The 18,162-nt window shown below is 72.0% G+C and carries 14 protein-coding genes, 1 tRNA gene and 1 pseudogene; 12 read left to right on the top strand and 4 right to left on the bottom strand.

Annotation, left to right across the window (positions count from 1 at the left end; genetic code table 11):
• Nucleotides 1-9 precede the first annotated feature (9 nt).
• On the bottom strand, nt 10-924 hold the full coding sequence (locus tag ACI2LW_RS19050) for a hypothetical protein (protein ID WP_404732361.1): 915 nt from the start codon (nt 922-924) through the stop codon (nt 10-12).
• A gap of 226 nt (nt 925-1,150) precedes the next feature.
• Between ACI2LW_RS19050 and ACI2LW_RS19045 the strand changes: the two genes are divergently transcribed.
• From ACI2LW_RS19045 to ACI2LW_RS19005, 9 genes and pseudogenes are all read left to right on the top strand, one after another.
• Complete coding sequence (locus ACI2LW_RS19045; protein WP_404732360.1) at nt 1,151-1,564, top strand: chorismate mutase; 414 nt, start codon at nt 1,151-1,153, stop codon at nt 1,562-1,564.
• A gap of 255 nt (nt 1,565-1,819) precedes the next feature.
• Entirely contained in the window at nt 1,820-4,321 is a 2,502-nt protein-coding gene (gene pepN / locus ACI2LW_RS19040; protein WP_404732359.1) for an aminopeptidase N, read from the top strand.
• A gap of 542 nt (nt 4,322-4,863) precedes the next feature.
• Nucleotides 4,864-5,052: pseudogene (locus ACI2LW_RS19035) on the top strand (DUF3817 domain-containing protein); the annotation flags it as partial.
• A gap of 946 nt (nt 5,053-5,998) precedes the next feature.
• A complete protein-coding gene (locus tag ACI2LW_RS19030; protein WP_404732358.1) occupies nt 5,999-7,384 on the top strand; it encodes a pyridoxal phosphate-dependent decarboxylase family protein in 1,386 nt (461 codons plus the stop codon).
• Complete coding sequence (locus ACI2LW_RS19025; protein ID WP_404732357.1) at nt 7,381-8,790, top strand: lysine N(6)-hydroxylase/L-ornithine N(5)-oxygenase family protein; 1,410 nt, start codon at nt 7,381-7,383, stop codon at nt 8,788-8,790. The genes ACI2LW_RS19030 and ACI2LW_RS19025 overlap by 4 nt, the downstream gene beginning before the upstream one ends.
• Nucleotides 8,791-8,819: 29 nt before the next feature.
• The gene (locus tag ACI2LW_RS19020; protein WP_404732356.1) at nt 8,820-9,164 is read left to right on the top strand and encodes a hypothetical protein; all 345 of its coding nucleotides are present in this window, start codon (nt 8,820-8,822) and stop codon (nt 9,162-9,164) included.
• 174 nt (nt 9,165-9,338) lie between these two features.
• Complete coding sequence (locus tag ACI2LW_RS19015) at nt 9,339-10,805, top strand: trypsin-like serine protease (protein ID WP_404732355.1); 1,467 nt, start codon at nt 9,339-9,341, stop codon at nt 10,803-10,805.
• A 198-nt stretch (nt 10,806-11,003) separates the two neighbouring features.
• Complete coding sequence (locus ACI2LW_RS19010) at nt 11,004-11,579, top strand: ALF repeat-containing protein (RefSeq protein ID WP_404732354.1); 576 nt, start codon at nt 11,004-11,006, stop codon at nt 11,577-11,579.
• 103 nt (nt 11,580-11,682) lie between these two features.
• Complete coding sequence (locus ACI2LW_RS19005) at nt 11,683-12,036, top strand: DUF6086 family protein (RefSeq protein WP_404732353.1); 354 nt, start codon at nt 11,683-11,685, stop codon at nt 12,034-12,036.
• Nucleotides 12,037-12,179: 143 nt separating this feature from the next.
• Here ACI2LW_RS19005 and ACI2LW_RS19000 read toward each other — a convergent pair whose 3' ends face one another.
• Nucleotides 12,180-14,003, bottom strand: a complete 1,824-nt coding sequence (locus ACI2LW_RS19000; RefSeq protein ID WP_404732352.1) for a bifunctional metallophosphatase/5'-nucleotidase — start codon at nt 14,001-14,003, stop codon at nt 12,180-12,182.
• A 137-nt stretch (nt 14,004-14,140) separates the two neighbouring features.
• On the opposite strand from ACI2LW_RS19000, the gene ACI2LW_RS18995 reads away from it, so the two are divergent.
• Together ACI2LW_RS18995 and pyk are read left to right on the top strand one after the other, a co-directional pair.
• A complete protein-coding gene (locus tag ACI2LW_RS18995) occupies nt 14,141-14,854 on the top strand; it encodes an SIMPL domain-containing protein (protein ID WP_404732351.1) in 714 nt (237 codons plus the stop codon).
• Nucleotides 14,855-14,991: 137 nt separating this feature from the next.
• The gene (gene pyk, locus ACI2LW_RS18990) at nt 14,992-16,428 is read left to right on the top strand and encodes a pyruvate kinase (protein ID WP_404732350.1); all 1,437 of its coding nucleotides are present in this window, start codon (nt 14,992-14,994) and stop codon (nt 16,426-16,428) included.
• 6 nt (nt 16,429-16,434) lie between these two features.
• On the opposite strand, the gene ACI2LW_RS18985 is transcribed toward pyk, so the two are convergent.
• Nucleotides 16,435-17,190, bottom strand: a complete 756-nt coding sequence (locus ACI2LW_RS18985) for a helix-turn-helix domain-containing protein (RefSeq protein WP_404732349.1) — start codon at nt 17,188-17,190, stop codon at nt 16,435-16,437.
• Nucleotides 17,191-17,296: 106 nt separating this feature from the next.
• Nucleotides 17,297-17,371: transfer RNA gene (locus tag ACI2LW_RS18980), tRNA-Leu, on the bottom strand.
• Nucleotides 17,372-17,476: 105 nt separating this feature from the next.
• Between ACI2LW_RS18980 and ACI2LW_RS18975 the strand changes: the two genes are divergently transcribed.
• On the top strand, nt 17,477-18,157 hold the full coding sequence (locus ACI2LW_RS18975) for an ANTAR domain-containing response regulator (protein ID WP_404732348.1): 681 nt from the start codon (nt 17,477-17,479) through the stop codon (nt 18,155-18,157).
• Nucleotides 18,158-18,162: the final 5 nt, after the last annotated feature.

The following is an 18,162-nucleotide window of genomic DNA, read 5'->3' as shown; positions in this document are numbered from 1 at the left end:
CCCGGCCGGCTACGTGTCGCACTCCAGCACCGTCCGGCACAGCGCGCACCGCGCCCGGATCCGCCCGCGCACCGGCACCCTGATCCGCTGGTGGCAGGTCGGGCAGGGGAACGACACGCGCAACGGCTCGTGCCCGGCGGGTACGGCCGGGCTGAACACGTACGGCACGCCGGACGCCGCCGTCCCCTCCGGCGCACGGCCGTGCTCCTGGGCATGCCGGCGGTCGCGGGCGTAACGGCGGCGGCCCGCCCAGCCGGCCGCCGTCAGCGGCGGCTGCCGCCCGTCGCGGCGGGCCAGCATCATCCCCTCGGTGTACGCCTCGTAGGCCTGCGGGCTGGTGAACCAGACCGACGGATCCTCGCCGAACGCCAGCGCCCGCTTGGCCAGCACATAGCCGAACTCCTCCGGGGTGAGGTAACCGAGCTTCTGCGACGACTCGCCGAACTCCCGGAAGGCGTCCAGCAGCAGCCAGCCCGCGCCCAGGTACGCCGCCACCGTGTCGGTGAGGATCTCGTTCTCCCGCAGACCGGGGAAGGACAGGCCGAGCCGGTGCAGATACACGTGCGCCACCTCGTGCGCGAGGGCCGCGCCGATGTCCTCGCGGTGGGTGCGGAAACGGTCGTTGAGCTCGATGAAGTACTCCGGCCCCGCCGTCAGCTCCACGTTCGCCGCATGCGTCATCTCGCGGAAGCTGACGATCAGCCGGGCGTCCGGCAGCCGGTAGTGGCGCACCATCTCACGGGCCACCCGCTGGGCGCCCAGATGCAGGTCGTCGGTGTCGGCGAAGGCCACGTCGGCCGGGGCCACACTGGTCGAGAAGGTCCGCACGGTCTCGTACGTCAGCCTCCTGTAGAGCGCCGTGACCGCGGCCCGCACCGTGTGAAGATGCGGGAACCCGTGCTCGACCGGTCCGTCGTTCGCCACGTCCGCACCCCCGAAGACGCCCAGAACTGTCTCCCACTGTAGGCGCACCCCCGGCAGCCGACGGGGGAGCGGCGCACCGGGCTGCTCCCCGTGGGCCGGGCGGGTGCGCCGGTGTGCCGGACGGCTCCGGGTGCGCCGGGCGGGTGCGCCGGTGTGCCGGACGGGGGGCGTCCAGACGTCGGACGGGGCGTCACGGAAACGGCGCACCGCCGTAGGGTAGGCGCCCATGACCACCAGTGACACCGGTACCGGTGACGTCGATCCCGCCGTCCTGGCGGAGCTCACGCGGCTGCGCGCCAGCATCGACAACATCGACGCGGCCGTCGTGCACATGCTCGCCGAGCGGTTCAAGGCGACCCAGCAGGTCGGGCACCTCAAGGCCGCCCACCATCTGCCGCCCGCCGACCCGGCCCGCGAGGCCCGCCAGATCGCCCGTCTGCGCGCCCTCGCCGAGGACGCCAGACTGGACCCGGGGTTCGCCGAGAAGTTCCTCAATTTCATCATCGCCGAGGTGATCCACCACCACGAGCGCATCGCCGAGAACTCCGCCGAGAACTCCGCCGAGAACTCGGCCGAGGACTCCGTCCGCGACTCCGTCGAGGACTCCGCCGAGGGCAGCCCGTCCCGATCCGCCGGCTGACGAGCCCACCCCCCGGGGCGGACACCCCACCCCCCTGGGGCGGACACCCCGCCCCGGGGCGTCCGCCCGCGCGGAGCGCGTGCCGCGTCCACCGGCGCACGCCGTACAGGCCGGCGCGATCCGGCAGGTGAGCGTGCGCCGGAGCGGGCGGAAAGGGCGCGGGGCGTGGCGCGGGTCACGGGCAGGCCGGCGATGGATCATCTGTCGGTGAAACCCCCTCGTGCCCTGTCGGTCGCATCAGGCAGCATGGCGTCCATGTCCGTACTCACGCGCGACGAAGCGCAGACCCGTGCCCAGCTCCTCGACGTCCACCGCTACACCGTCGGCCTCGACCTGACCGGCGGGGACGACACCTTCGGCTCCGTGACCGTCATCCGGTTCGCCGTACGCGCCGGCCAGGACGTCACGGACACGTTCGTCGAGCTCAAGCCCGCTCAGCTGCGTTCGGCCACCCTGGACGGACAGCCCCTCGACCCCGGCGCCCTCGCCGAGAACCGGCTGCCGCTGAAGAACCTCACCCCCGGCGAGCACGAGCTGCGCGTCGACGCCATCATGCGCTACTCCCGCACCGGCGAGGGCATGCACCGCTTCACCGACCCCTCCGACGGCGAGACGTACGTCTACACCCAGCTGTTCATGGAGGACGTCCAGCGCGTCTTCGCCGCCTTCGACCAGCCCGACCTCAAGGCCGTCTTCGACGTCACCGTCAAGGCCCCCGCCGGCTGGACCGTCCTCGCCAACGGCGTCACCGAGCACACCGGCGACGGCGTCTGGAAGGCCGCGCCCACCCCCCGCGTCTCCACCTACCTGGTCGCCGTCGCCGCCGGCCCCTGGCACTCCGTGCGCACCGAGCACCGCGGCCTGCCCTTCGGCATCCACTGCCGCCGCTCCCTCGCCCCCCACCTCGACGCCGACGCCGACGAGATCCTCGACATCACGCGCGCCTGCTTCGACCGCTACCACGAGAAGTTCGACGAGCCGTACCCCTTCGACTCCTACGACCAGGCGTTCGTCCCCGAGTTCAACGCCGGCGCCATGGAGAACCCCGGCCTGGTCACCTTCCGCGACGAGTTCGTCTACCGCTCCGCCGTCACCGACACCGAACGCCAGACCCGTGCCATGGTCATCGCCCACGAGATGGCCCACATGTGGTTCGGCGACCTCGTCACCCTCAAGTGGTGGGACGACATCTGGCTGAACGAGTCCTTCGCCGAGTACATGGGCTACCAGACCATCACCGAGGCCACCCGCTTCACCGACACCTGGACCGACTTCGGCATCGGCCGCAAACCCTGGGGCTACGACGCCGACCAGCGCCCCTCCACCCACCCCGTCGCCCCCGACGCCGTCGACGACACCGCCGCCGCCCTGCTCAACTTCGACGGCATCTCCTACGCCAAGGGCGCCTCCGCACTGCGCCAGCTCGTCGCCTGGCTCGGCGAGAAGGACTTCCTCGCCGGCATCAACACCCACTTCACCCGGCACCGGTTCGCCAACGCCACCCTCGCCGACTTCATCGACTCCCTCGCCTCCGCCACCGACCGCGACGTGCACGCCTGGGCCGAGGCATGGCTGCGCACCACCGGCGTCGACACCCTCACCCCGCACATCACCCCCGCCGCCGACGGCACCTGCGCCCTCACCGTCGAGCACCGCGGCAGCCGCCCGCACCGCGTCTCGGCCGGCCTGTACGACCAGGACCTCACCGACGAGGGCCGCCTCACCCTGCGCGCCCGCCTCGACCTCGACGTACCGCAGTCCGAGCCCCACCCCATCGGCAAGCGCCCCGCACTGCTCGTGCTCAACGACGGCGACCTCACCTACGCCAAGATCCGCTTCGACGCCGACTCCTTCCGGACCGTCCGCGCACACCTGTCCGGCCTGCCCGAGCCGCTGACCCGCGCGGTGGTGTGGAACGCGCTGCGCGACGCGGTCCGCGACGGCGACCTGCCCGCCACCGACTACCTGGAGACCGCCCGGACCCACCTGCCGTACGAGACCGACCTCGCCCTGGTCGAGACCGTCCTCGCCTTCGCCCGCGCCCAGATCGCCGACCGCTACCTCACCCCCGAGGCCCGGCCCGCCGCCCTGGCCACCCTCGCCGGCCTGTGCCGCGACCTCATCCGCCGCACCGAGGACGGGGACAACCCCGGCCTGCGGCTGATCGCCGTACGCCAGTTCATCGACGTCGCCGCCCACCCCGACACCATCGCCGCCTGGCTCGCCGACGGCACCGTGCCCGGCGGGCCCGAACTCGACCCCGAGCTGCGCTGGCGCGTGCTGTCCCGGCTCGCCGTACTCGGCGCAACCGACGAGGCCGCCATCGCCGCCGAACTGGAACGCGACCCGTCCGCCACCGGCCGGGAGGGTGCCGCCCGCTGCCGCGCCGCGCTGCCCGACCCCGAGGCCAAGCGGCGCGCCTGGGAGGCGATGTTCGCCGCCGAGGAGAGCGAGGACCTGTCGAACTACCTGTTCACGGCCACCGCCCAGGGCTTCTGGCAGCCCGAGCAGGCCGACCTCGTGGCCGACTACGTGCCGCGCTTCTACCAGGACGCGGTCGCCGTCGCCGCCCGCCGCGGCCCCGCCATCGCCGACGCCGCCGGCCGCTGGGCCTTCCCCGCCCACGCCGTCGACGCCGAGCACCTGCGCCTGGGCGAGGCGTGCCTGCGCGACGGCGACCCGATCCCGGCCCTGCGCCGCAAGCTCGTCGACCAACTCGACGACCTGGCCCGCGCACTGCGCGTCCGCGAGGCGTAACGCCACGGCTGGGCCGGTGTCCGGGCGGGGCGGCGGCTGGGCGGCGGCCCGGCCACGGCCCCGGCCGTTGACCACGGCCCCGGCCGTTGACCACGGCCCCGGCCGTTGGCCGCTGACCCGGCCGGCTGCCGGGCAGGGGCAGCAGCGGGGCGGACGTAGCAGCTGGGCGGGGTGGCAGCCGGCGGGGGTGGCAGCGAGGCCGGGCGGGTGTCCGGCGCGCCCTGCCTGACGGCCGGCAGTCGGCGGCCGCCCGTCGCGCGCCGGGTGCCGGCGGTTCCCGCGTGCGTGTCGTGGCCGCGTCCGCCGGCGGTTGCCGCGTGCCGGCGGTGGCTGCCACCTGCCGGTGGGGCCGCGACCTGCCGCCGACGTCTGCCGACAGCATCCGCCCCGACGGCCGCTGCCTGTCCGCCGACGGCCGCTGCCCATCCGCTGCCGGTGGCCGCCGGCCGACGTTGCCGGTAGGTGCCGCATACCGCTCGGCGGCTACGACCCGCCGCCAGTTGCCGCCAGCCCGCCGAAGGCCGCCGACGGCATCGCCCCAACTCCTGTTCCTCCGCTACGTCCTCTTCTGGGCCGACGCCTGGAGCCGCGCCAAGTGGTTGCCGCAGACCGCCGCGCTCCACTTCGCCCTCTCGGTCCTGCCCACCGGCGGCTTCTTCGCGCAGCGCAGGCGCAAGCGGGAGGCCGAGGACGCGGTGATCGCCTCCCGCGCCCGCCGCGAGGGGTCCTGAACGCCGCTGCCTGCCCGCCGAAGGCTGCTGCCCACTCGCTGCCGGTGGCCGCCGGTCGGCGTTGCCGGTAGGTGCCGCATTACCGCTCGGCGGCTGCCACCCGCCGCCGGTCGCCGTCCGCCCGCCGAAGGCCGCCGACGGCCGCGGCCCAGCGTCGCCACCCACCCGCCGTCGCCCTCCGCCCGCCGCGCCGCCAGCGGTTGCCGCCCGCCCCGCCACCGGCGGCTGCCGTCCGCGCTCGGCCCGGGCGGCCTCGTGACCCCACGGGCCTGCGCGGCCCGAAGACCCCCCGGCGGCCGGCGGGCCCCACCGCTCAGCGGCCGGGCGGCCCCGTGGCCGTCCTGAGGCCGCGCGACCCGAGGGTCACCCGGCCCGTGGGCGCTTCCGCTCACCGGCCGGGCGGTCCCGCGGCCGCCATGCGGCTGCACGACCCGATGTCACCGGGCCGGTGGGGCCTTTCACCCACCGGTCGGTGGACCCGTGAGCGCGAGGCCCTGCGCGGCCGGAAGGGCCTGCGCGGCCAGTTACGCGGCCCCCGGGGGCCCGTGCCGGCGCCCCCCCGGGGCCCGTGCCGACGCCCCCCCGGGGCCCGTGCCGACGCCCCCCCGGGGCCTGTGCCGGCGCCCCCCCGGGGCCTGTGCCGGCGCCCCCCCGGGGCCTGTGCCGGCGCCCCCCGGGGCCTGTCCGGCGCCCCCCGGGGCCTGTGCGGCGGCGCCCCCGGGGCCCGTGCCGACGCCCCGCCCGTGCCGGACCCCCGGCCCCTGGCACCGCACCCCTGTCCGCCGGACGCGGCTCGCGGCGCGCGTCTCACCCGACCCCCGCCCCAACATGTTTTCCCCGCACGGCAGTACCCACTTTCGGGTTCCGATCGCCACGCACCCGGGCGCGCCGCGGCACCTTGCGTCCAAGCTGGAAGTCCCTGCCCCCGCGCCACGGAGGACAGCCCATGAGCACTCCGCCCCCGGCCGACCCCGCCCGTCTCGCCTCGGGAACCGAAGGCCCCCACGCCCTGAGGCCCCTCCTCGACACCGTGCTCGACGCGCTCGACACCGGCCGGCGCGCCCGCGGCGGGCCGCTGCCCGCGGGCGGCCCGGAAGCCGTCGCCGCCCGCATGCGCGACGCCGCCGGGGAGATCCTGCCCGACCGGGGCGACCCGGACGCCCTGCGCGCCCTCGTCCACGCCCTCGCCGAAGGCGCCGCCGACCCCGCCGACCCGCTGTGCGCCGCCCACCTGCACTGCCCGCCACTCGCCGCCGCGGCCGCCGCCGACCTCGCCGTCAGCATCCTCAACCCCTCCCTGGACTCCTGGGACCAGGCCCCCGCCGCCTCCGAACTCGAAGCCCTCGTCACCCGCGAACTCGCCCACGCCGCCGGCCTCGCCGACGCCGTCGTCACCACCGGCGGCACCGAGTCCAACCAACTCGCCCTGCTCCTCGCCCGGGAGAACCACGGCGGCGGCATCCGCCTGGTGCACGGCGCCAACGCCCACCACTCCCTGCCCCGCGCCGCCTGGCTGCTCGGCCTGCCCGAACCCGTGGTCGTACCCGCCCCCTCCGGCACCATCGACCTCGCCGCCCTGCACAGCGCCCTCACCGACCTCGCCGGCCCCCGCGGCTCCCTGCTCGTCGCCGCCACCGCCGGCACCACCGACGCCGGACTCGTCGACCCGCTCCCCGAGATCGCCGGACTGTGCGCCGCCCACGGCGCCCGCCTGCACATCGACGCCGCCCACGGCGGAGGCCTGCTGTTCAGCGACCGCCACCGCGACAAGCTCACCGGGATCGAGGCAGCCCACACCGTCACCCTCGACCTGCACAAACTCGGCTGGCAGCCCGTCGCCGCCGGCCTCCTCGCGGTCCGCCACCCCCGCGACCTCGCCGTCCTGCACCAGCGCGCCGACTACCTCAACGCCGACGACGACACCGAAGCCGGCCTGCCCGACCTCCTCGGCCGCTCCCTGCGCACCACCCGCCGCCCCGACATCCTCAAGATCGCCGTCACCCTCAAGGCCCTCGGCCGCAGCGGCCTCGGCGCCCTCGTCGACACCGTCTGCGCCCGCGCCCGCGAACTCGCCGACCTCATCCACGCCCACCCCGGCTTCGAGCTCTACGACCGGCCCACCATCAGCACGGTCCTGTTCCGCCCCACCGGCGCCACCGACGAGGCCGTCGCCGCCGTCCGCCGCAGACTCCTCAGCGAGGGCCGCGCCGTCCTCGGCCGCGCCCGCCTCGACGACCGCCTCTGGCTCAAGGCCACCCTGCTCAACCCCGAAACGCGGCCCGACGACCTGGCCGCCCTGCTGAAACTGGTGGAAGGAAGCACCCCCCAATGAGCCACGCCCCCGACACCCCCCACGACCTCGTCGGCATCGGCATCGGACCGTTCAACCTCTCCCTGGCCGCCCTCGCCCACCCCCTCACCGGCCTCGACACCGTCTTCTACGACAGACGCCCCGAGTTCACCTGGCACCCCGGCCAGCTCATCGAAGGCGCCCGCATCCAGGTCCCCTTCCTCGCCGACCTCGTCACCCTCGCCGACCCCACCAGCCCCTGGACCTTCCTCAACTACCTCAGATCCGGCGAGAGACTCTTCCCGTTCTATTTCGCCGAACGCTTCCACGTCCACCGCGCCGAATACGACGCCTACTGCCGCTGGGTCTCCCGCAACCTGCCCGCACTGCGCTTCGGCCACCAGGTCGACGCCGTCCGCTGGAACCCCGAACGCAGCCTCTTCGAAATCGACTTCACCGAACTCGACGCCACCGGAGAGGCACTGGCCCTCGGCCGCACCCACACCCGCAACATCGTCCTCGGCATCGGCACCGAACCCCACGTCCCCGACCCCCTCAAACCCCTCGTCCACGCCCCCGGCGCCCCCGTCGTCCACGCCGCCGACTACCTCCACCACCGCGACACCCTCCTCGCCGCCGGCCACATCACCGTCGTCGGCTCCGGGCAGTCCGGCGCGGAGATCTTCCTCGACCTGCTCCGCCGCCGGCCCCCCGGCCGTGAACGGCTGCACTGGCTCGGCCGCACCGAGGCCCTCGCCCCCATGGAGTACTCCAAACTCGGCCTGGAGCACTTCACCCCCGACTACACCCGCTACTTCCACGCCCTGCCCGAAGCCGTCCGCGACCGGCTCCTGCCCACCCAGTGGCAACTCCACAAAGGCATCGACGGCAACACCCTGGGCGCCATCCACGACGAGCTCTACCAGCGCAGCCTGCACGGCGGCTGGCCCGACGCCGTCCTCACCCCCGGCGTCCACGTCCGCACCGCCGGCCGCCTCGCCACCGCCAAGATCGAACTCCACCTGGAACACATCCGGCAGGGCACCCGCACCCGCCACACCACCGACGCCGTCGTCCTCGCCACCGGCTACCGCGAACGCCCCCTCACCCCCCTCCTCACCGGCCTCGACCCCTACCTGCGCCGCGACAGCGCCCAACGCCCCCGCATCGACGACCGGTTCCGCCTCCTCCTCGACCCCCGGGTCACCGCAACCGGCTGCCACGTCTACGTCCAGAACGCCGGCCTGCACGCCCACGGCGTCGGCACCCCCGACCTCGGCCTCGCCGCCTGGCGCAGCGCCCACATCCTCAACTCGGTCACCGGCGCCCAGACCTACCCCCTGCCCACCCGCACCGCCTTCACCACCTTCGGCCTGGACCACCAACGCCCCCACATCCCACCCACCCGCCACATCAAAACCCTGACCCCACTGACGGACGGAATCTGAGACGACACGCGGATCAGATCCAGCACGACATGGGCATCAAACTGATCAGGGGCGACGGGCACATCACGCTCGCCGCGTGCGACGACTCCGCGCAGCAGATCAAGGTGCTCACCGTGCAGGGTCCCAGCGGCAATCCGCAGGGCGCGTACTGCTTCACGGCGACCGCGAAAAGCGGCTACCTCTCCCTCGAACTCCCGCGGGTGTTCGCCCTGGAGACCGCCGACCATCCCATCAGTGCCGATCTGCGGCCGCAGGCCGATCCCTCGGCGCCGGTGAAGACGGTGACGGTGGCCAGGAACGGCTACCAGAGCGTGGGCGAGGGCGCGGCCGGTGGCGCACCGAGCGTGCTGCTGGAGCTGCGGGTCACCGGCTGACCGGCCCACCCGCCACCACCTGCCCCATCCTCCCTTTTCCCACCGCCTTTTCTCGCATGACAAGCAAGGAATTCTCCATGTCTGCCTCTCGTCCGCGCAGGGCGTGGACCGACCGGCGGCCTGATCGCCGCCGCTTCCCTGGCCGTCTCCCTGACCGCCACCCCCGCCACCGCCGTGTCCGGCCCGCAGGCCCCCGATTCCGTCTCGGCCGCCACCGCACGGCTCGACATCGGTGGCCGGCGGGGCTGTTCGGCCACGCTGGTGGCCCCGCAGTGGCTGCTGACGGCCGCCGGCTGCTTCACCGAGATCCCCGGCGGCACCCTGCCGCAGGGTGCGCCGAAGCTGAAGACCACGGCCACCGTCGCGGGCACCGCCCAGCAGGTGGTGAACCTGGTCCCGCACACGGACCGCGACGTGGTGCCGGCCCAGCTGGCCAAGCCGGTCACCGGTGTGACCGCGATCCCGGTGGCGAGCGCCGCGCCCGCGGCCGGGGACGAGGTGCAGGCTGCCGGGTTCGGGCGTACGCACACCGAGTGGGTGCCCGACCAGGTCCACACGGCAGCGTTCACCGTCCAGAGCACCGCCACCACGACCGTCGACCTGGCCGGCCGGTCCGAGAGCGCGGCGATCTGCAAGGGCGACACCGGCGGCCCGGTGCTGACCACGGCCGGCGGGCGTACCGCGGTCGTGGGGGTGAGCAGCCTGTCCTGGCAGGGCGGTTGCCTGGGCACCGATGCGTCCGAGACCCGCACCGGGGCGGTCGCCGCCCGGGTCGACGACCTGGCCGCCTGGATCGGGCAGGTCGTCTACGCCCCCGTCCTCGCGGCCGCGCCGTGGAAGCACACGGTGCAGATGACGGCCGGCTACTGCACCGGGCCGGCCGGCGGCAGCCGCCGTATGGATGTCATCGTCGTCCGGGACGACGGCGAGGTCACCCTCTACCAGGGCGGCGACGGCGCCGATCCCGCCCGCCCGTTCTCCGCCGAGCACCGGCTCCAGCCCGCCAAGAGCGTGTGGACCCACGCCGTCAACGTGACCGGCGTGAACACCGGCGGCACCACGGACGGCGTCGTGGTGCGCTGGGACGACGGTGAGATGACCCTCTACACCACCGTCGACGCCAAGGGCTTCCATGGCGAGAAGCAGCTCGCCGCGCCGAAGAACACGACCTGGAGGGACGACGCCCGACTGCTGACCGGCGGCCGCTTCGCCACGGGCGCTCACCGTGACGACCTGCTGGTGGACTGGAAGGACGGGCACGTCTCCCTCTTCCGCGACCTGGCCGTCAACGGGCTGAAGAAGCAGACCCAGGTCGTGGCCAAGAACACCACCTGGACCTACGCCACCCAGCTGGCCACCGGCTCCTTCACCGGCAAGAACGCCGACGATCTGCTGGTGCGCTGGATCGACGGCGAGACCACGGTCTATCCCGGCATGACCGCCAAGCTGCCCGCCGAGATCAAGATCCGGCCCGCGAAGTCGTACTGGGCCAACGCCGGCGCCCTCACCGCCGGCGCCCTCACCGGCGACACCACCGCCGACGACATCCTCGTCCGCTGGAAGGACGGCCACGTCAGCTACTTCACCGGCGTCGACGCCAAGGGCCTGCACACCGAGATCCAGCTCGCACCCGCCAACTGACGCACCCGCCGACCGACACACCCGGACACGGCCCTCTCGGTGCGGCTCGCGCACGACCGCGCGAGCCGCCCGCTGGCACCGCGCCGCCCGCGTGTCCACGGCGCGGCCCCCCAGCCGACCACGAAACGGATTGAGAGACAGGTGAAGACGAGGAAATCGGCGAGCACCGCGGTGAGAAGCACCGTGCGAGTGGCACGCATGCTCTGTCTGTGTCTGCTGCCCCTGGCGCTCCTGTGCGGCCTGCTCACAGGCGCTGCCTCCCGCGCGGTGGCCGACGGCACCCCGACCGGTGACGGCAGCGCTGTCGCGGACGAGGTGACCGACCGCGCCCGGGTGCTCGCCCTGTGGTCGACGGGCGGGCCAGAGCTGCGGGCCGCCGCGGAAGTCGCCCTGACCGGCAGCGACGACGACGTACACCGTTTCCTCAGCACGGCGAACGATGTACGGCTCCAGGACGAGCGCGTTGCCGTGGCCCAGATCGCCAGTGTGGGTGGGCTGAATCTGCAGGAGGCCGCCCGCAAGGCTCTGGACGGAACGCAGGACGACCTCGAGGACTTCCTGTACGAGGACTGGCGGGATCCGTATTTCCAGGATCAGCGGGTCCGGGTCGCACAGGTCGTCGATGCGGGTGGTCCGGAGGTCCGGAAGGCGGGGCAGGCCGCGCTGGATGGGACGCCGGAGGACGTCAAGGCCTTCCTGGCGACGGGTCAGTACGAGCGGCGGGCGCAGGACGAGCGGGTCGAGGTCGCGCAGATCATCAGTGCCGGCGGCTGACCAATCCCGCGATTGATCCTCGCTTCCGAACTGCGCTTGAATCGCACATCGACAAGCTGAGGCAGGCGAATCCTGGCGTCGATATCAGGCTGGAGTTTGCTCAATGAGCTACTATTTCGAGGTCGCGGGCGAGACTGTATGGGATCCATCTCTCCGGATCGGAAAGTGGTACCTCTCCTTCGCGGAGAGTGCGGCAGAACTGGTCCAGCGCCCAACTGGCCTGACACCGTCGGACGACGATACGTGCGCTGTGGACGTGCAAGTATTTCGACAGTTCGTCGAGGGCCTGCTCGACTGCTACGGCTCGACGCGACACCCGGTTCAGCACGGCCTCATGCGAGGCGTGCTACTCGCTTCTCTCGTGATGTTGGAGCGCGCGGGGGTCGTGCTTGAGCCGAAAACCGGGAGGGAAGCAGCCCTGCTGGAGGAAGTGGAAGCCTTCGCGCACGCGATGTAGGCGATGATCGGACAGCTCGCCGGCACTGCCCATCCCACCAAACGGCCTTAGCCGACACGAGAAGACCGCCGCCTCACACGAGGCGGCGGTCACGCTCGCTCATTCGCGCACCGCACCGGGCAGGACCCGTCCGAAGGCGGGCCCTAGAACACCGGCGTGCCGTCCCGCGTCAGGCGCCAGTCGGCCGACGCGAAGTCCTTCGGGTCCAGCACGCCCTTCGCCGTCACCCACTCCGCGATCCGGGTACGGATCTCCGTCGACTCCGACCACAGCTCCTTCGCCGACGCCACGTACGGGAACGCGCCGCCGCCGTTGGCCCGGTAGTTGTTCACCGCCAGCACGAACTGCTGGGAGTCGTCCAGCGGCGCCCCGCCGAACGTCAGATTCCTGATCCGCGACCCGGCCGGCTGCGCGATGTCGATGTCGTACGCCAGCCCGGACACATAGTCGTAGTTGTAGTCCGGACGGTTGTTCGCGTTCGTCAGTTTCTCCACGTCCACCGGCGCGCCCGCCGCCGTCTGCACGAAGTACTCCGCCGAGTACTCCAGGTACGCCCGCACCTGCGCACCCGTCATCAGCTTGGCGACCAGCGTGTTGTCGTACACGTACAGGCCCGACAGATCCCGGATGGTCACCTCGCCCGCCGGGATCTCGGAGGTCCGCGAGAAGGGGGAGGCCTGCGCGATGACCGGCAGCGAGGCGTACTCCGTGCCCGCCAGCGCGGCCTTCACCACATCCTCCTGCACCTTGGTGATCAGGTCGATGATCGGGGCGTCCTTGTAGCGGGCCTCCACCGTCGTCAGCGTCTCGGTCGCCCGGCCGACGACCTGGTTGACGTAGGCCACGACCTTCGCGTGCTCGTCCGCCAGCAGCCGGGTGATCCTCGGGTCGTCGGCGACCGAGTTGGAGTTGCGCAGCGAGGCCGACACCGACTCCACCTCCCACCGGCCCTTGGCGAACACCAGCTCGAAGTCGAACAGGGTGAGCCGCTCGGCGAAGCACAGCGGCTCCGACAGCACGACCGTCCTGCCCGTCCGCTCGTTCGTCACCCGCAGCTCCGGAATCTCCAGGTGCGCGTGACCCACCAGGATCGCGTCGATGCCCGGCACCTGCCGCGCCACGTTCGCCGCCGCGTCCTCCACCCACGGCAACTGGTCGCCGTACGAGGACTTGCCCGACGTACCCGAGTGCGCCGACACCACCACCACGTCCGCACCCATCGAACGCAGCTTCGGCACCCACTTCGCCGCCTGCTCCTCCAGCCCCGGGAACGTCAACTTCCCCTGCACATACGCCTTGTCCCAGATCGCGATGCCCGGGTTCGTCAGACCCAGCACGGCCACCTTCACCGGCGGAGCACCCGGCACATGGAACTTCTTCATCACGTACGGGGCGAACGCCGGCCGCTGCGTCCGCGCGTCCAGCGCGTTGGCGCCCAGCAGCGGGAAGTGCAGCTGCTGCTCGAACTTCCGCAGCGTCTCGATGCCGTAGTTGAACTCGTGGTTGCCCAGCGCCGCCGCGTCGTACCCGATCGCGTTCATCGCCTGCGCCATCGGATGCACCGGACCGCCCTTGGCGGTGATCGGGTCCACCTTCGCGTAGTAGTACGTCAGCGGGGTGCCCTGGATGGTGTCACCCGCGTCCAGCAGCAGCGTGTTGCACCGGCCCTTCTCCTCGCGGACCTGGTTCACCAGCGTGGAGACGCGCGCCAGGCCCTGGGCGTTGCCCGCGCTGTCGGAGTACGCGGCGTCCTTGAAGTAGTCCCAGTTGAACACATGTCCGTGCAGGTCGGTCGTGCCCATGACGGTGAGCGAGTACCGCTTCGCCGCACCCCCGTGACGACCGGCCGCCCCGGCCCCCGCGGGCTCGGCGGCCCGGGCCGCCGGAGCCGCCACCGCACCGGCCAGCGCGGCCCCCGCCCCCGTCACGGCGGACTGCTTCAAGAACTTCCGGCGGTTCAACGGCATCTCTCGTTCTCCTCGGGCAGAGACAACAACGCGCGTAGATTCTGACCCGCACATGACCACCAGCAACAGCCCCCACAGGTTGCGATCCGGTGACCGGCAGGCGCCCCGCACCCCCGGCCGATGCCACAGTGGGACGTATGACCTCCCCCGCCGCGCCCCAGCCCGCCCTCCCCTACGGAACCCCCGACGCCCCCCGCATCGCCGTCCGCGGCGAGGCCCACCTCGAAGTCGACCCCGAGACAGCCCGCATCGGCATCACCGTCACCGCCCGCGGCAAGGACCGCCGCACCACCCTCGACGACCTCGCCCGCCGCAACGCCCACATCATCGACCTCGTCAAAAGCCACGGCCAGGCCGTCGAACACCTCGAAACCGGCGCCCTCACCCTCACCCCCGAACTCACCCGCCACGGCCGCGGCGAACGCGTTCGCACCTACCAGGGCACCGTCCACCTCACCGCCGAACTCTCCGACTTCACCGCCCTCGGTGAACTGACCACCCAACTGGCCGACTTGGAACTCACCCGGGTGGACGGACCCTGGTGGGGCCTGCGCCCCGACTCGCCCGCCCACCGGCAGGCCCGCCGGCAAGCCGTCCAGGACGCCCTCCAGCGCGCCAGGGAATACGCCGAGGCACTCGGCGCCACCCTCGCCGCCCTCGTCGAAATAGCCGACATCGGCGCCGAGAACGCCCCGCACCAGCCCCCGCACCCCACCCGCACCCGCGCCATGACGGCCTACGGCGCACCCGCCCCCGAGGACACCGCCACACCCCTCGACCTCGAACCGCAACGGCAGCACGTATACGCGCAACTCAACGCGCGATTCACGATGACACCGCCCAGACTGTGAGTACGCGGAACACCGCGACGCTCATCGGAGCGGCGCCCCGCACAATTCAACAGTTGTCAATACCCCTTCATTCAAAGGTTGTTGAGCAGTCACACGGCACCAAATCCCTACCGACCGGTAAGGCCTAGGCTCCCCTTATGCGCCGAGCAAAGATCGTCTGCACTCTGGGTCCCGCGACCGACACATACGACCAGATCAAGGCCCTGGTCGACGCCGGAATGGACGTCGCCCGCTTCAACCTCAGCCATGGCACCTACGCCGAACACGAGGAGCGGTACCAGCGGGTCCGCAAGGCCGCCGACGAAACCGGCCGCAGCGTCGGAATCCTCGCCGACCTTCAGGGCCCGAAGATCCGCCTCGGCCGATTCGGCGAAGGCCCCGTACTCCTCGAACGCGGCGACACCTTCACCATCACCGTCGAGGACGGCGCCGAAGGCGACCGCCACATGTGCGGCACCACCTACGCCGGCCTCGCCGACGACGTCACCCCCGGCGAACGCATCCTCGTCGACGACGGAAAGGTCGCCCTCGAAGTCACCGCCGTCGACGGCCCCCGGGTGCGCACCACGGTCCTCGAAGGCGGCATGATCTCCGACCACAAGGGCCTCAACCTCCCCGGCGTCGCCGTCTCCGTCCCCGCCCTGTCCAAGAAGGACGAGGCCGATCTGCGCTGGGCCCTGCACACCGGCTTCGACGTCGTCGCACTGTCGTTCGTGCGCTCCGGACGCGACGTCCTCGACGTCCAGCGCATCATGGACGACGAGGGCCGCCGGCTCCCCGTCATCGCCAAGATCGAGAAGCCCCAGGCGGTGGAGAACCTCGACGACATCGTCGCCGCCTTCGACGGCATCATGGTCGCCCGCGGGGACCTCGGCGTCGAGATGCCCCTGGAGCAGGTCCCCCTCGTCCAGAAGCGCGCCGTCAAACTGGCCAAGCGCAACGCCAAACCGGTGATCGTCGCCACCCAGATGCTCGACTCGATGATCGACAACTCGCGCCCGACCCGGGCCGAGGCGAGCGACGTCGCCAACGCCGTCATCGACGGCACCGACGCCGTGATGCTCTCTGGCGAGACCAGTGTCGGCAAGTACCCCGTCCAGACCGTCCGCACCATGGCCCGCATCGTCGCCGCGGCCGAGGAGGACATCCTCGCCAAGGGGCTGCCGCCGCTCACCGACCGCAACAAGCCCCGTACCCAGGGCGGCGCCGTCGCCCGCGCCGCGGCGGAGATCGGCGACTTCCTCGGTGCGAAGTTCCTCGTCGCCTTCACCCAGTCCGGCGACACCGCCCGCCGCCTCTCCCGCTACCGCTCGCCCATCCCCCTGCTGGCCTTCACCCCCGAGCCCGCCACCCGCTCCCAGCTCAGCGCCACCTGGGGCGTGGAGACCTTCCTCGGCCCCCGGGTGAACTCCACCGACGCCATGGTCGCCCAGGTGGACGAACTCCTCCTGCGTTACGGTCGCTGCCGCAAGGGCGACGTGGTCGTCATCACGGCGGGCTCCCCGCCGTCCGTGGCCGGCTCCACGAACATGGTCCGCGTCCACCACATCGGCGAGGACGACTGCCCGAGGTAGGACCCCTCAGTACTTGGGGCCGACGTGGGCGTCCATGAGGGCGACGGAGGCCCGGCGGGCGACGGAGATGTTGTACGCGTCGCCGTCGCGGGCGCAGTGGGCCCACTCCACGCCGAGTTTGTCGAGGGTGTCCGTGTAGAGCCGCCGGATGTCGGCGGAGACATTGGTGAAGAAATAGCGGGGGTATTCGTACCGCTTGCGCTCGCCGCCGACGAGGCGGGTCGTCCAATTGGTGATCCGGCAGCCGTCGGAGTGAATCAGGCCGCGGACGAATTCCCAGGGATGCGCGTCGACGATCCCCTGCTGCCAGGGCTCGAGCACGATCCGCCGCTCGTGCTTCCGGCCGGGGGCGTGCTGGGGGAAGAGGTGCGGCCAGTGCGGCGAGTAGCTGGTCACCATCGCGCAGCCCTGTTTCCGGACCGCGTACACACTGACGCCGGGGGACACGCGCATGATGGCCTCGCGGCACAAGCGCATGAGGCCGGGCCAGGCGTCGGCGCAGGCGATCCTGAGGTAATAGCCGCTGCGCGGGTGGGCGCTGATGCAGCCGTCACCCAGATAGAGACCCAGAAGATACGCGTAGGCGCGATCGTCGGAAGGGGGACCGGGGGCGCGCGGCGCCATGCGGGGCAGTGGCTCGAGGCGGTTCTGCCAGGAACGGATCGCGGCGCGTGAGATTCCGGTCTGCTTGCTGACGGAATTGAGGCTGCGCCCCTGCGCCACCAGGGACAGGACTCGCATACGGGTGCTGACGTCGTACATGCGGACACTTTCCGGAAGTCGTCCGCGCGACACGCAGCGAAAAGCGGATGTTCACGAGAACGTGGACATCCGCTCGGAATAGGTGACCTTCGATTTGAAGGAAAAGTGCCCCGGGTCGGACTCGAACCGACACTGTATGGGTTTTGAATCCATTGCCTGCTGCCAATTGGGCTACCGGGGCCCAACGAATCCAAGGTTCCCCCTGACCCGTTGCCTGACCACCTTACCGCAGCTGGGTAGGCTCTTGGGAGCACTACCTGCCCGCCCCGGAACGAGGAGCGCCCCCGTGACCGCCGAGTCGCCACAGCCCGTTGACGTGTCCGACGACGACAAGTCGCATGTGCCTCCGCTGACGACCCGAGTCGTCATCGCGGAGGACGAGGCGCTGATCCGGCTTGATCTCAAGGAGATGCTGGAGGAGGAGGGGTACTCCGTCGTCGGTGAGGCCGGGGACGGTGAGCGGGCGGTGGAGCTCGCCCGGGAGCACCGGCCTGACCTGGTGATCCTGGATGTGAAGATGCCGAAGCTGGACGGCATCTCGGCGGCGGAGCGGATCGCCGAGGAGCGGATCGCCCCGGTGCTGATGCTGACCGCGTTCTCGCAGCGTGATCTGGTGGAGCGGGCGCGGGACGCGGGTGCGATGGCGTACCTGGTGAAGCCGTTCAGCAAGAGTGACGTGGTGCCGGCGATCGAGATGGCCGTCTCGCGGTTCACGGAGCTGAAGGAGCTGGAGAAGGAGGTCGCGGACCTCTCCCAGCGGCTGGAGACGCGGAAGCTGGTGGACCGGGCGAAGTCGATCCTGCAGACGGAGTACGGGCTGTCGGAGCCGGCGGCGTTCCGCTGGATCCAGAAGACGTCGATGGACCGCCGGATGTCGATGCAGCAGGTGGCGGAGGCGGTCATTCAGGACAGCGAGGAGAAGAAGGCGGCCAAGGGCGGCGGCGGGGGGAAGTCCGACAAGGACTGAGGACC

The organism is Streptomyces sp. NPDC004065, from assembly GCF_044903565.1.
GTDB lineage: Bacteria > Actinomycetota > Actinomycetes > Streptomycetales > Streptomycetaceae > Streptomyces.
This window is presented reverse-complemented; position numbering and strand designations above follow the sequence as displayed.